Source organism: Chryseobacterium sp. GTID13 (assembly GCF_056172655.1).
This window is the reverse complement of sequence record NZ_JAOCMB010000006.1, coordinates 397973-411245: the sequence shown is the minus strand read 5'-3', so window position 1 is coordinate 411245 and position 13273 is coordinate 397973. Positions and strand designations below refer to the sequence as shown.

12 protein-coding genes, 7 tRNA genes, 1 other RNA gene and 2 pseudogenes are annotated in these 13273 nt (G+C 34.0%); 16 read left to right on the top strand and 6 right to left on the bottom strand.

Annotation, left to right across the window (positions count from 1 at the left end; translation table 11 throughout):
* Positions 1–11: 11 nt before the first annotated feature.
* From N4G44_RS18150 to N4G44_RS18130, 5 genes and pseudogenes are all read right to left on the bottom strand, one after another.
* Positions 12–995 (bottom strand): hypothetical protein, encoded by a 984-nt coding sequence (locus tag N4G44_RS18150; RefSeq protein WP_474928672.1) that lies wholly within the window; start codon positions 993–995, stop codon positions 12–14.
* A 6-nt stretch (positions 996–1001) separates the two neighbouring features.
* Positions 1002–1523 (bottom strand): hypothetical protein, encoded by a 522-nt coding sequence (locus N4G44_RS18145; protein ID WP_474928671.1) that lies wholly within the window; start codon positions 1521–1523, stop codon positions 1002–1004.
* 534 nt (positions 1524–2057) lie between these two features.
* On the bottom strand, positions 2058–2783 hold the full coding sequence (locus N4G44_RS18140) for a hypothetical protein (RefSeq protein ID WP_474928669.1): 726 nt from the start codon (positions 2781–2783) through the stop codon (positions 2058–2060).
* Between the two features lie 56 nt (positions 2784–2839).
* Positions 2840–3552, bottom strand: a pseudogene (locus N4G44_RS18135) (nSTAND3 domain-containing NTPase).
* A gap of 251 nt (positions 3553–3803) precedes the next feature.
* Complete coding sequence (locus N4G44_RS18130) at positions 3804–4043, bottom strand: restriction endonuclease (RefSeq protein ID WP_474928667.1); 240 nt, start codon at positions 4041–4043, stop codon at positions 3804–3806.
* 517 nt (positions 4044–4560) lie between these two features.
* On the opposite strand from N4G44_RS18130, the gene N4G44_RS18125 reads away from it, so the two are divergent.
* Positions 4561–5085, top strand: coding sequence for an antirestriction protein ArdA (locus tag N4G44_RS18125; protein WP_474928665.1), 525 nt, complete (start codon positions 4561–4563; stop codon positions 5083–5085).
* A gap of 157 nt (positions 5086–5242) precedes the next feature.
* Here the strand turns inward: N4G44_RS18125 and ssrA are convergent.
* Positions 5243–5641, bottom strand: a transfer-messenger RNA (tmRNA) gene (gene ssrA / locus N4G44_RS18120).
* 260 nt (positions 5642–5901) lie between these two features.
* Between ssrA and rpsU the strand changes: the two genes are divergently transcribed.
* The 15 genes and pseudogenes from rpsU to N4G44_RS18045 all read left to right on the top strand — a co-directional run bounded on the left by rpsU (position 5902) and on the right by N4G44_RS18045 (position 13223).
* Positions 5902–6099, top strand: a complete 198-nt coding sequence (gene rpsU / locus N4G44_RS18115; RefSeq protein ID WP_034679125.1) for a 30S ribosomal protein S21 — start codon at positions 5902–5904, stop codon at positions 6097–6099.
* An 81-nt stretch (positions 6100–6180) separates the two neighbouring features.
* The gene (locus tag N4G44_RS18110) at positions 6181–7125 is read left to right on the top strand and encodes a tyrosine-type recombinase/integrase (RefSeq protein ID WP_474928659.1); all 945 of its coding nucleotides are present in this window, start codon (positions 6181–6183) and stop codon (positions 7123–7125) included.
* Complete coding sequence (locus tag N4G44_RS18105; protein WP_474928658.1) at positions 7064–7354, top strand: HPF/RaiA family ribosome-associated protein; 291 nt, start codon at positions 7064–7066, stop codon at positions 7352–7354. The genes N4G44_RS18110 and N4G44_RS18105 overlap by 62 nt, the downstream gene beginning before the upstream one ends.
* A 109-nt stretch (positions 7355–7463) precedes the next feature.
* Positions 7464–7537, top strand: a tRNA-Thr gene (locus N4G44_RS18100).
* Between the two features lie 19 nt (positions 7538–7556).
* Positions 7557–7637 (top strand) — tRNA-Tyr (locus N4G44_RS18095).
* 85 nt (positions 7638–7722) lie between these two features.
* A tRNA-Gly gene (locus tag N4G44_RS18090) sits at positions 7723–7794 on the top strand.
* A 95-nt stretch (positions 7795–7889) separates the two neighbouring features.
* Positions 7890–7963 (top strand) — tRNA-Thr (locus N4G44_RS18085).
* 20 nt (positions 7964–7983) lie between these two features.
* Positions 7984–8064 (top strand) — tRNA-Tyr (locus N4G44_RS18080).
* 86 nt (positions 8065–8150) lie between these two features.
* Positions 8151–8223, top strand: a tRNA-Gly gene (locus N4G44_RS18075).
* 42 nt (positions 8224–8265) lie between these two features.
* Positions 8266–8337: transfer RNA gene (locus N4G44_RS18070), tRNA-Thr, on the top strand.
* A 333-nt stretch (positions 8338–8670) separates the two neighbouring features.
* The gene (locus N4G44_RS18065) at positions 8671–9351 is read left to right on the top strand and encodes a response regulator transcription factor (protein ID WP_474928656.1); all 681 of its coding nucleotides are present in this window, start codon (positions 8671–8673) and stop codon (positions 9349–9351) included.
* Positions 9352–9594 (top strand): hypothetical protein, encoded by a 243-nt coding sequence (locus N4G44_RS18060; RefSeq protein WP_474928654.1) that lies wholly within the window; start codon positions 9352–9354, stop codon positions 9592–9594.
* Between the two features lie 245 nt (positions 9595–9839).
* Positions 9840–10724, top strand: coding sequence for a HAMP domain-containing sensor histidine kinase (locus N4G44_RS18055; RefSeq protein ID WP_474928652.1), 885 nt, complete (start codon positions 9840–9842; stop codon positions 10722–10724).
* Positions 10725–10894: 170 nt separating this feature from the next.
* Positions 10895–12136 carry a TolC family protein gene (locus N4G44_RS18050; protein WP_474928650.1) on the top strand — a complete coding sequence of 414 codons (1242 nt, stop codon included), beginning with the start codon at positions 10895–10897 and terminating at the stop codon, positions 12134–12136.
* 3 nt (positions 12137–12139) lie between these two features.
* Positions 12140–13223, top strand: a pseudogene (locus N4G44_RS18045) (efflux RND transporter periplasmic adaptor subunit).
* Positions 13224–13273 lie beyond the last annotated feature (50 nt).

Sequence of the window (13273 nt, the reverse complement as noted above, 5' to 3'; positions counted from 1 at the left end):
GATAATTGATTTTAGTTATAATTGTTGTTTCTTTTCTGTTCGTTTTCCCAGATTTCATATTCAGTCTGCAATCTCTTTGCTTCTTCCCATTCTTCGGGGGTAATACTTTTTAGTTCTTTAATAGCTTGTTCCTGGTCTTCTTTAGTCATAGTTTTTGGAGTTTGGCTATTAGTAGTATTTCGGATTTTAGAGATTCTTTCTTTTTCCTGACTTGCTTCTGCGTAGCTGTCAAATCTCATTATGTATCTTTCAAGAATGTTCTTGTCAAACAAATAGGCATTGCATTTAGCCTGTGTATCATCTAAAATTATGTATTCATCATCCGTGCTAATAATGTAAGGTGTATTAAATATTCCTGTTACTATTACAGATTCTTTCCCGAAGTATCTATCTTTTACCTTGAAGACTACAAACGAATGTTTTACGGCTGTTTTGGGTGTATTTTGAGGTATTGTTGTATTTGTGTTGTTTGAGCTGATTTTTGTCGTGTCTATGGGTCTTATACAGCTTCCTATTGGCTCTTGTTTGGTCTTATCACAACTGATACCTAAAGTTGGTAATATCAGAATCATAACCTTTAATCTGTACCTTTTGAAAAACAACGTGATTAACGTATAGACTAACCAAAAAAGCAAAAGATATTTGTAATCATTGAATACAGATTTTGCAAATAACAAGCCTTTGTTAGAGTAGCTTTTAAAGTCTGAACCCTCAATCAGAAGTTCACTACACATCATGCCGTTTGTGGGTAGGTTTATTCTTGTTCCAAAAGGTGTAGTCTGATACAATGTAGCTACACGTGTTGTAGTTGGGTCGTATGTTCCACTCAAAATAATCTTTCCGTTACTATCTGTACTAGGGATATTCAAATTGGGGATATATGAGAATATACTAAAATGCTCTACTGCAAAAACAGTCAAAAAAGCTAATACAAAACCTATCAATATTGATTTAGGTATATTACGGTCAATCTGAATAGTTGTTTTTTCTTTCATGACAGATTAATTAGCTGTAACATTTCTAATTATTGTATTTACAGAATCATATAGCCACTGTATAACACGGCTAGTTTCATTTGCTGATGCATAATTAATTCTTGTTCTATTTATCTCATTAATGCAACTTTTCTGAAAAGTATCAGAGATAAGCCTTCTTTGTTCATTGGTTACATCTAGACTATTGATTTGATTAGATATACTATTTATTGTATTTTGAACTTGCTGAACATTATTGTTATATCTATTTTGTAAAATAGTTGTGGCATTTCCCAAACTTGAAATATTCAATTCTTGTGGGTTACGGTATTGTGTAGGTTTGCGAGCTGTATTTGAAACTGCTGAACCATCAACATTATACATTTCCCATTGTTTAGTGAAGCTGTTATACTTTTCATAGCTAATCATGCTACCGCTTGGCTCGTAGTATTCATATCTATCATAGTATGAATTGTATTTTCTGGTAATAGATTGAGAAAAACAAAGGGTTCCGAGTAAAAGGCATGCGGAAATGGTAATTTTTTTCATAAGTGATTTATTGTATCACTTAGCCCCTAAAGTGAAGGTTAATAATGAAGAAAGCGTGGGACTAAGCCTTATTGGTCTCAGGCATCGCCAAACGCCCCACCCCAAATAAGTTCAGCCCACGCCATAGCGTAGGCATTAACCTATTATTTTCTGAGGTGTTACTTTAAAATTGGCGATTTTGAGACACTCAAATAATAGCTAACGCTTTATATTTTCGATAAAATTCTAAGCACAAATATATAAAAAAATGAATTCTTAATTCTGAAGATAGTTATAGCTCTTTTAAGCCATTGAATATTTCTTTAATTATTACATCTTCGTTTAAGTTATCTGTGAAATAATCATCAGTTTTCATGTCACTTGTAATTTCTATTTCATGATTGATGTAGTTGTTGAATTGAGCTGATAGTATCTCAATTTCGTTTATGTGATTTTCTAAACCTAAATTATATTTTGCATTAACTGTTTCTAACGTAGCTTTGTAATAAATAGTTTCTTCATCCTTGATATTTTCTTCCAGTATTAATCTACGTGCTAATTCAAAAAAACGAGGTGAATTAATATATTTTTGATATTTTTCTGGAAAAATAGAAAAAAGCTTTCAAATAATTCTAAATGATAAATTGAATAACTATAAATGAGAAAGGAATCTAAAATTAGATATTTATCAATCTTAAATTTTGACAATTCAAGTGTTCCTAATAGGTCTAAATAGTCTGAATGATAACTGTAGCCTGTAAAAATTAATCGTTGATTAAAATTATTATAAATAAATTCTTTTATTTTTCTATTATATATAGAATAATGAGTATTTAGATAGTTAATAAATCCATATATGTAATCATTATTTTTAGTAAATTGTAAACCATTAACTTCAATTTTGTAAATTCTACAAGTTTTGTGGTTATCTTCTAGCTCTATTAATTTATCTGCTAGACTATCTATTAATTCTTGCTTTAATCTTATCTTACCAAATAATTCTTGTCCAGAAAATATTGTTTGAAATTGGTCCACAAAAATAAAAGAGCTTATTAAATCATCTATTATTTTATTCTTATCCTTTAAATAATTTACCAAAAAATCATAGATAGAAGGATTTTGATACTCAATAACAATGTTCCCTTTTTTGTCTAGAATTGTTTTTATAAAAGTATTTTCTAATTCTCTTATTGATTTGGAAAAAGTCAACGAATCAAAATTAATTCCTAATTTAGAATTTTTCAATAGAAAACTTTCTACAGCTATTTCTAAATCTGTCAATAATACTGGATTTCCAAGTGTTGATAGAACTAAAAGTGTATATTGGGAAAACTTATCTAAAGAGTTTTCAAAACTGTACTGCCAGACACTTTGAGGATTGTCGAAATACCCTTTAATAGTGTTAAAAAAAGTACTGGCTTACAATTATTCCAAATCTTTTGCTTAATAAAAGTTTCGATTATTCTAGGATTATAATTGGTGTGATTAATTAGTTTCTTATAATTATCAAATTCAAGTAAATTGTTTAGATATTCTTCAGGTATTTGTCCATGAAATAAATGGTTATATAAAATTTTCGCTTTAATTATTTTTGTATATGTTGATAAATCAATTATACATTTTGCAATCTCTATATCATGTATTTTAAATGCCTCATAAACTTCTTTAGCTTGATTTAATATATATTCTCTTGTAGCTAATATTAATATTTTATCAGAAGAATCTTTAATTTTGTTAATGAATTTTACTATTTTATCATCATTCTTTTGGAGACTTTTTGCCTCAAAAAATTTTTGCCAAGGAAATCGTCAAATAAAAACACTTGTTTTTTATCCTCTTTAAAGTAAGTATAACCATCATCAATCTTATCACTTAAATAAATAAATTCATCATATCCATTTGAAAGAAGATATTGTGTTAAAATTCTGGATAATGTTGTTTTTCCAATCCCAGGTATTCCCGAAATTATAATATAACGATATTTATCTAAAATTTTTAATGCTTCATGAAAACTTTCGTTTTGAACAAATAATTTTGTTTGGTTTTTAATTTCTTGTAGTTCAAATTGTGACTGGTTATAGATTTTGTTATGGACTACTTTTTCTAGTATTGTGGTGCTAGCAATCCATAACTTATAATATTTTTCTTCAATTTTTTTATTTTGGGCTAGAATATTTAATAAATCATCTTTTCCATATATATATTCTGTTGATTTTATATATGGTTCAAAAAGTTTTTTAATTTCCTCTTTATTATAGGGAGATAGTCCAATACTAGTTGTAATTATATAAGATGAGGGATTCAGTTTTTTAACTTTTGGAACTTCTTTTTTAGATTGTTTTTTAAAGATGTTATGTCCTTATATCTTTTAGATTGAATAATAACATTTTTATTTTCAGGAGTTGAAAATCTTAAATCTATACCGCCGTCCCTTCCTGTTTTAAATGATTCTATAAATATATTTAGTTTGACTTGTAATATATCTCTGCAGAATTCTTCAAATTCACTTGGAGAAAAGATGTTTAAATCGTATTGTGTCATTTTAAGATTAAAAATAATATTAAGATACAACTTTAAAGTTACTAGTGAATATGCTTTTGTTGTTATTTGGACTTTTAATTATTTCTTATTAATATTAGTCGTTTTTTTATATAATATTTATAGTCTTATTTACCCAAATCTATATATAAAATCTTCTGTAGTCAAATCTGAAAATTTTTATAAAGATTTGGAGTGTGTACCTACTATATCCTTTTCCCACCCCTTGCCAGAAATTTTTTTGATATACCCCTTCCAAAAGCTTTTTATTTTTTAGATAACAGTTCTTGTTTTTCTGCGCTTCGAGTGGTTAAAAAGTTTTTAACAGACGTTAATATTTTAGTTAAAAAGTGTTGTAAACTCTTATGTTTATGGGCTTTTATTGTATATTTATACTGCTTTTGTAAGCTACTTTCTATTAAAAGAATATCTCAATATATACATAAAAAAAATGCCTAGAAGTATTGGCGTACTGCTAGGCGAATCAATAAATTTTAAATCGTACTTAAAACTTATCAACATGACAAATTTACAAAATTGTCTTGATACTGCTAGTATCTATTGTGGCACGTATGCCAAGTATAACAACGGAAGCCTTTATGGTAAATGGTTAAATCTCTCTGATTATTCCGATTATGACGAACTACTTACTGCAATGTATGAACTTCATTCTGATGAAGCCGACCCTGAGTTTATGTTTCAGGATTATGAATGTCCGATTCTGGAAAAGCTGGGATTATTGAGCGAGTGCCATATATCAAAAGATATATATGATGTTCTTGAACAAATCAATGATTCGGGGCACAATGTAAAGATTTACGAAGCGTGTTTGGATTGTTTAGGTAAAATGGAGTTTCAAAGCCTTTATGAGTATGTAAACAATTTTTATTACGGCGAGTTTGGAAGTGATGAAGATTTTGTACAATGGCTTTATGAAGATGATGCGTTTAATATTCCTAGTTGGGTTGTTATTGATTGGGAAGCTACGGCAAGGAGTATAATGTATGATTATTTTGAAAGTAACGGACATTATTTCAAGGCTTAAAATAACTATTTTATATATTTGTATTTATAATTAAATTGTATTCCGTTAATCAGGAGACTATGTAAAAATGTTTGGGAACAATTTCGGACACAAATAAAAAAAAGAGAAAATGTAATTATTTATAATTCAATAATTTACAAATTCTCTTTAGTTTAAAAAGTGGAGTTGGAGGGATTCGAACCCTCGTCCAAACAAGCAATACATAAGCTTTCTACATGCTTATTCTACCATTGATTTTCGACTGGAGGCAGAGGGCAGACACCCAACTTCCAGCTTATCTTCTGAAATTTTCGAGTTTCAGCCAAAGCATCTGAAACCTTATTTCTGCATTCCTATATCCCAGAATCAAACGCCGCAGAACAGAGCATTTGTGAGATATCTTGCTTCCTTACTATCTTCAGGAAAACGCTTGATCTACTATACTTCGATATTAAGCTGCAAGAGCGAACTCTTCGTTGCCAGTTAAAATTTTGTAGCAAGGGATTAAAGAGATCGCGCTACGGTTCTCTGCATGCTTACTTATCCATTGATCTTGCTGTCGAAACCAGTCAACCCCATGAATAAAGTAGATGCAAAGATAATACTTTTTGTTTACATTTTATTAATATGAGGTATTTTAATAAAGGAAATGGATGTTTTTGAAGCTGTCGGGATCTAAAAATTTGGTTATTGTGGATAAAATATTATCCTGCGTTAATGACCTTGAATACTGGATTTTTATTAAAAATCCTGATAGGGGAATGATTGTTTGTGGCAATATATTTTGTGATATAAGAAAAATTGCCTAGTTTTGCAATCCAAAATGAGATGTAAAATATGTTAATAATTCCAGTAAAAGATGGTGAATCCATCGACAGAGCTTTAAAAAAATATAAAAGAAAATTTGATAAAACGGGTACAGTTCGTCAATTAAGAGCTAGACAACAGTTTATTAAGCCTTCTGTAACTTTAAGACAAGCTAGACTAAAGGCCGCTTACAAACAAAGAGGTCTTAGCAAGGAAGAGCAGGCTTAAGATTTTTCTTAACCACATACTAAATTCACTTCTTAAATACGTATATTTGAGAGGTGAATTTTTGTTTTTATACCTTAAGTAATGTTAGAAAAATATTTGCAATATTTACAACTCGAAAAGAGGTATTCACCTCATACCATTACAAGCTACAGGAAAGATCTTGAAGACTTTTCCCATTTCTACCTTAAAACAGAAGGCTCCGAAGATATTTCCAAAGCAGACAAAAAAATAATCAGGAATTTTATTGTCGAATTGAGCGAAAACCATATTTCTAAAAGAAGCATCAACAGGAAACTTTCCTCACTCCGGAGTTTTTATTTATTTCTTTTAAAAATAGGCGAAATTAAAGTTTCTCCCACCGAAAGCATACCCTCACTTAAGTTTTATGCTGAAAAACAGATTCCTATCTCACAGGAAGAAATGCAGACGCTGAGTGATCGTGTTCTGGCAGATCAGCCTGATCCCCTTGAAAAATGTATTATTGAAGTCCTTTATCAGACCGGAATGCGTAAAGCTGAGCTTTGTGGCCTGATGTTTGAGGATGTTAACCTGAGCGGAAACGAACTGAAGGTAATAGGGAAAGGAAATAAAGAGCGTTTTATTCCTCTTTCCCAGGACCTGTCGGATCTGCTAAGAAGTTACCTGAAAATAAGGAAACCTGATAGCCAACATCAATCATATTTTTTTGTCAATCAAAAGGGGAAAAAACTCAATGAAAAATTTGTTTATGTGGTAGTTAATAAGTACCTTAGTCTTGTAACAACGAAAGAAAAAAGAAGTCCTCACATCCTTCGGCATAGCTTTGCTACACACGTTCTGGATAATGGGGCGGAGATCTCCAAAGTAAAAAAAATATTAGGGCATTCCAGTCTTGCCAGTACTCAAGTCTATACGAATGCCAATATTGAACAATTGAAAAAAGTGTTTAATCAGGCTCACCCTCGAGCATCTAAAAAGAAGAATTATGAAGATCACAGTTCAATCAATTGGTTTAACTCCACACGAACCATTGGAATCACACATTGACAAAAAAGTAAGCAAACTGGAAACCTTTTATGATAAAATTCATGAATGTAAGGTGTTCTTAAAAGTTGAAAATAACTCGGACAAAAGTAACAAAACCGCTGAACTGATTTTAGCCGTTCCAGGAGACGATATTGTAGTGAAAAAGACATGTGAAAGTTTTGAAGAAAGTTTGGACCTGTGTGTTGATACTGCTAAAAAGCTATTAATCAAGAAAAAAGAAATGGCGTAGTAAAAAAGTTAAAAAAAATTATAGAAAAGTTTGAGAATTCAAAAAATCCGTTCTATATTTGCACTCGCAAAAAGGGAACAGCGATCTTTTGAATTCTTTTTTTATATTTGCCTCCATAGCTCAGTTGGCCAGAGCACGTGATTTGTAATCTCGGGGTCGTGGGTTCGAATCCCTCTGGAGGCTCTTTTTAATATAAACATGAGGGGAGATTCCAGAGTGGCTAAATGGGACTGACTGTAACTCAGTTGCTTCGGCTTCGTAGGTTCGAATCCTGCTCTCCCCACATTTTATATTAGATAAAAACTTGTGTATCTAAAGGATTTTTCCTAAGTTTGCACAGCGTTACCAATAATTTTGGAAACAAAATTGCGGAAGTAGCTCAGTTGGTAGAGCGTCAGCCTTCCAAGCTGAATGTCGCGGGTTCGACCCCGTCTTCCGCTCAGAATTGATCACTCTTTTAGAGGGTGATTTTTTTCACTGCTGAAAAAGCGTAGAGTAGATTTTCTCTAAAGCATTCAGACTAAATTTTAAAATTGCCTCCATAGCTCAGTTGGCCAGAGCACGTGATTTGTAATCTCGGGGTCGTGGGTTCGAATCCCTCTGGAGGCTCAATTTTAATATAAACATGAGGGGAGATTCCAGAGTGGCTAAATGGGACTGACTGTAACTCAGTTGCTTCGGCTTCGTAGGTTCGAATCCTGCTCTCCCCACATTTTATATTAAGAAAAAGTCTTGCAGATTTAAAAGGATTTTCCTAAGTTTGCACAGCGTTACCAATAATTTTGGAAACAAAATTGCGGAAGTAGCTCAGTTGGTAGAGCGTCAGCCTTCCAAGCTGAATGTCGCGGGTTCGACCCCCGTCTTCCGCTCAAAGAAAATCATGCTAATCAGTGTGATTTTTTTGCTTCAATGCCGACTTAGCTCAGCGGTAGAGTGCTTCCTTGGTAAGGAAGAGGTCACGGGTTCAAGTCCCGTAGTTGGCTCACCAATTTCCCGAATTTCTTTCGGGGTTTTTTTGCCCTGAACTCAAATAGCATATCCTTTCAGATATCATCTTCAACTAAGAAATATCAGCAGTAAGATCATACGCTCGCTTCGTCAAATCAATCAAAGATTGATTATTTCTTTGCTCTCTCCATATAGATGATCAAAATTAAAACTTTGCGTTAAAAAAATACTTTGACTTATGGTAAGGCATTTTCTGTTTTCACATAAAGAAAAACCGGCTTAAAATTTAATTAAAACTGGTCATCCACTTTTAATGGATGAGGCAGAAACATAAAAATTTTGTTAAATTCGTATAAAATAAGATTTTGATGAATATTCTTTTATTGGAAGACGACCTCATTCTTTCTGCGGAACTCTGCAGGTTTCTGGAATCAAACAGCTTTACCTGTGATAAGATCTATGACGGCGAAACATTTCTTCGCCAGATCAAGAACAATACGTATGACCTGTATCTGCTCGATATCAATGTTCCTAAGATAAACGGACTGGATGTCTGCCAGACGATCCGTTCTTTTGATAAAAATACCCCCATCATCATTATTTCCGCTTACGGAGATATTTCGGATAAAAAAGACGCGTTTACCAGGCTTGCCGATGATTATCTGGTAAAACCTTTCCAGTTTGAGGAGCTTCTGTTGAGGATGAATTCGTTGTTAAGGAGAAAAACCCCGTCTGATTCTGCGGATCAGGATATCATCAGGGTAGATGATCTTATCATCAACAAAACTGAACAGAAAGTATATAGAGCAGGGAACGAGATTGCTCTTACTCTTAAAGAATTTCAGCTGTTGGTTTACCTTGCCGAGGCACAGGGAAGAACGGTTTCCAAGCAGCAGATTACAGAACATGTCTGGGAACATAATTTCAATACCAACACCAACACAGTAGAAGTTTATATCAATTTTTTAAGAAAAAAGATTGATAAGGATTTTAAACTTAAGCTCATTCATACCCGCTCCGGTTTCGGATATTATTTAAGCCCTTTGTAAATGTCATTAAAAAGGAGGATCGCATTAACAATAAGTGTTGCCTTTTCCCTGCTTTTTGCAATGGTGATGGCAGTTATTTATATGTCCTTTAACGATTTCAGGAGAGATGAGTTCAAAGAACGGTTCAGGCAGCGTCTTGAATTTACTTCACACTTCATTTCAAAATCCAGAAATTTTGAAGAAGAGGCTCCTATTTTTTTAATGAGAATTCAGACAATATTCTCCTTAATGAAACAATCTTAATTTTCAACAGTGATAAAGAGTTAATCTACAGTACGATTAAAGACCGGAATGTCACTTGGGACAGCAGCCTTCTCAAAGATCTGGACGAAAAGAAAATTATCTATACTGAAAAAACGGTTCCTGAGATTTATGCGGCACTTCGAAACATTAATGGTAAAAATTATTATATCCTTACCAGTGCTTTTGATTCCAATGGAAAATCCAAGCTTGAATACCTGAAATACCTCCTGATTACAGCCTATGTAATGAGTACCCTTCTGATAGGATTTTTCAGCTACTATTTTATGGGCCAGTTCCTGCGTCCGTTAGAAGACCTGAATAAGGAGATTTCAGAAGTTACCGCCCATAAACTGACCACACAGATTGCTGTTCAGGAATCTGATGACGAGATCAACGTTCTGGCAAAGTCTTTTAATACGATGATTGCAAGACTGGATGATGTATTTCAGTCACAGAAAGATTTTACGGCAAGTGCATCGCATGAGATCAGGACGCCTATTACAAGAATGGCATTCCAGCTGGAAAACCTGATCAAATTTGAAAAACATTCTCCTGAAACACTTGCTTCCCTGAAGCAGATTCAAAAAGATGTCTATCAGCTTTCCGATCTTACCAACTCCCTTTTGCTGCTTACCAAATTTGATAAGGAAAATATCCAGAGTATTTATGAAGAAGTAAGGATTGATGAAGTCATATTTGAGGCTTTCGAAGCTGTAGAAAAAAGTTATCCGGCTCTTAAACTTGATTTCCTGATCTCTGAAGATACTTCCGAAAACGGGCTTCTCACAATAAGCGGCATTCAATCTCTGCTGGTGATTGTCTTTATCAACCTCTTTAAAAATGCGGCAGTTTATTCAGATGATGCGGAAGTAGATGTTTTAATAACAGAAACCAACGATCAGCTAACTGTTGATGTCACTTCCCACGGAAATACCATTCCTGAAGAGGAACAGGCAAAACTGTTTGAAGCTTTTATGAGAGGGCATAATTCTCAGAATATCTCAGGTTCCGGACTTGGCCTTCGGATTGTCAAAAGGATCCTTGAATACCATAACGCAAAAATCAGCTATTCTGCTCCGGCTGATCATACCAATAATTTCAGGATTATTTTTAATAAACATTTTGATTGATTCATTTTTACTATTTCATTTTAATAGTTTAATAAGTGTATATTTTTAATCAATTTTTCTAATAAATACAGTATTTATCAGCATTCCTGAAATAAATTTAATTTTTTTTAAGGCTCCTTTAAGGTCATTTTAATCGTATAAAGGCAATTTTGTATCATAAAAAAGATAGAATGAACAAAATTGCGGGGCTGTTTATTGCCATCTCCTCATTCATGGCGGGACAACAGCAGATGTCACTTTTGGACTGTGAAGAGGCCTTTCAGAAAAACAATCTTCAGCTTCTTGCAGAACAATACAACATCAATATGGCCGATGCAGACATTCTGCAGGCTAAGATTTGGGAACTACCACAGCTGAGCGGACAGATCAATGCATACAATCCGGAAGGTAAAAAAGCCTTCGATATTGGGCATGCCAAAGGAGCAGGGATCACCCAGCTGATCTATATGGGTGGTAAAAAGAAAAACGAGATCGCCTTTGCAAAATCAAATAAAGAACTGGCTCAGCTTCAGTTTTCACAGCTTTTGGTGGATTTAAGAGCACAGCTCAGGGGTGCTTATTTCAATTTATATTACGAAAAGCAGAAACTGGACAATACCAATAAGCAACTGGGATACATGAATGATCTGCTGGATGCTTACCGCGTACAGTCGGCAAAGGGAAACGTTTCCCTTAAAGACGAAGTCAGATTACAGAGCCTGGTTATTCAGCTTAATAATGATAAACTGGGCATTAATAAAAATATCCTTGAATTTGAACAGAATCTGAAAGTGCTGACGGGAATTTCAGATGATATAGAACCGCAGCTTTCCGATGCGGATGCAAAAGAAATTCTTGCTGCACAGCCATTCGGAGACGAAGATGAACTAAAAAGAAAAGCACTGGAAAATAACTCCGATTACCAATATTTTCTAAAGCTGATTGATAATAGCAAGCTGTATGCCCAGTGGCAAAAATCCCTCAATGTTCCGGATCTTAATGTTGGGGCCGGATGGGACCAGAACGGGGGTACTTTTAAAAATGAAGTCAATCTTATGCTTGGTATTCCGTTGCCCTTATGGAAATCCAACCAGGGAAATGTTGAGAAAGCGAATTATGCTATTCAGCAGAACCAGAAAAATGCAGATTACCAAAAGCTGACGCTTGAAACCAAGGTCCAGGCAGCTTACAAAACATGGAAAAGTCAGTATGATCAACTGGCGGAAATCAAAACAACAGATCTCACCAATATGGAACTGGTGTACGACGGAATGCTGAAAAACTTCAGAAAAGGAAACATCAACCTTATTGAATTTACAGACTTCATGGACAGTTACAGACAAACGGCGCTCCAGATATATGATATGAAGAACGAGATTATGCAGTCGGCGGAGCAACTTAATCAACTTATACAAACGAAAATCTTCTATTAAGCAATGAAAAAATATATAATACCTGTACTGATAGCCTTGTCTTTATTGTCATGTGCCAAAAAAGAAGAAGAAAAAACACCACAAGCCAAAAAAGGCTTTGAGCTGAGTAATACGATGCTCAATTCCATTTCTCTGGCTAAAGTTGAAAGAAAAATGTAGAAGATCAATACAGTTTTTACGGGAAAATATCTGCCGATAAAAACAGCTATATCGATGTATATCCTTTGGTAGGCGGAAATGTTCTAAGCGTTAATGCCGAGCTTGGTGACTATGTAAAAAAGGTCAGGTGCTGGCCACGATCAGAAGTACCGAGTTGGCAGAAGTCCAAAAAGATGTAAGTGATGCAAAAACCGATTTAGTGGTTGCTCAAAATAACCTTCGTGTAGCCAAAGAAATGTACGAGGGAAAACTAAATACGGAAAGAGAAGTCCTTGAAGCTAAAAGCGTACTTCAGAAAGCGCAGGACCAGATGCAGAGAGCTACCGCCGTAAGTACCGTTTATAATGTGAAAAAAGGAAATATCTACAGTGTTGTAGCTCCCATCAGCGGGTATATTGTTCAGAAAAACATCAATAAAGATATGCAGCTGAGAAGTGACAGAAGCGAAAATATTTTTGATGTAGCGAATACAACAAACGTATGGGCGATCATGAACGTGAATGAATCGGACATTGAAAAAATAAGTCTTGGAATGAAAGCGCAGGTTTCCACCCTGTCTTATCCGGATAAAGTTTTTGATGGAAGAATAGATAAGATATTCAAGATTATTGATCCCGAAACCAATGCCATGCAGGCAAGAGTGGTACTGGATAATGCCAACGGTCTTTTGATCCCGGAAAGCAAAGCAACCATCAAGGTTTCAAGTTCAGAGAACAATACTGCTCTCACGGTACCTTCAAAAGCCGTGATTTTTGATGATAATAGAAGTTTTGTAGTGGTTTTCAAATCCAGAACAGATATAAAAATCAAGGAAATAAAAATATTAAAACAGGTGGGAGATATTACTTATGTGGACGGAGGGCTGTCTGAAGGGGAAGAAGTGATCACCAACAACCAGCTGCTGATCTACCGTTCCCTGAACAGTTAAATTCTTATTGTCAACCATTAAGATTTTCAGGATTATCTGATTTTGTTTGT

Bases quoted from the DNA above. Each gene is read 5' to 3' on its own strand.
- N4G44_RS18065 (WP_474928656.1), top strand. From the start codon at position 8,671: ATGAATATTCTTTTATTGGAAGACGACCTCATTCTTTCTGCGGAACTC.
- N4G44_RS18105 (WP_474928658.1), top strand. From the start codon at position 7,064: ATGAAGATCACAGTTCAATCAATTGGTTTAACTCCACACGAACCATTG.
- N4G44_RS18055 (WP_474928652.1), top strand. From the start codon at position 9,840: ATGAGTACCCTTCTGATAGGATTTTTCAGCTACTATTTTATGGGCCAG.
- N4G44_RS18145 (WP_474928671.1), bottom strand. From the start codon at position 1,523: ATGAAAAAAATTACCATTTCCGCATGCCTTTTACTCGGAACCCTTTGT.
- N4G44_RS18125 (WP_474928665.1), top strand. From the start codon at position 4,561: ATGACAAATTTACAAAATTGTCTTGATACTGCTAGTATCTATTGTGGC.
- N4G44_RS18150 (WP_474928672.1), bottom strand. From the start codon at position 995: ATGAAAGAAAAAACAACTATTCAGATTGACCGTAATATACCTAAATCA.
- N4G44_RS18130 (WP_474928667.1), bottom strand. From the start codon at position 4,043: ATGACACAATACGATTTAAACATCTTTTCTCCAAGTGAATTTGAAGAA.
- N4G44_RS18050 (WP_474928650.1), top strand. From the start codon at position 10,895: ATGAACAAAATTGCGGGGCTGTTTATTGCCATCTCCTCATTCATGGCG.
- N4G44_RS18110 (WP_474928659.1), top strand. From the start codon at position 6,181: ATGTTAGAAAAATATTTGCAATATTTACAACTCGAAAAGAGGTATTCA.
- rpsU (WP_034679125.1), top strand. From the start codon at position 5,902: ATGTTAATAATTCCAGTAAAAGATGGTGAATCCATCGACAGAGCTTTA.
- N4G44_RS18060 (WP_474928654.1), top strand. From the start codon at position 9,352: ATGTCATTAAAAAGGAGGATCGCATTAACAATAAGTGTTGCCTTTTCC.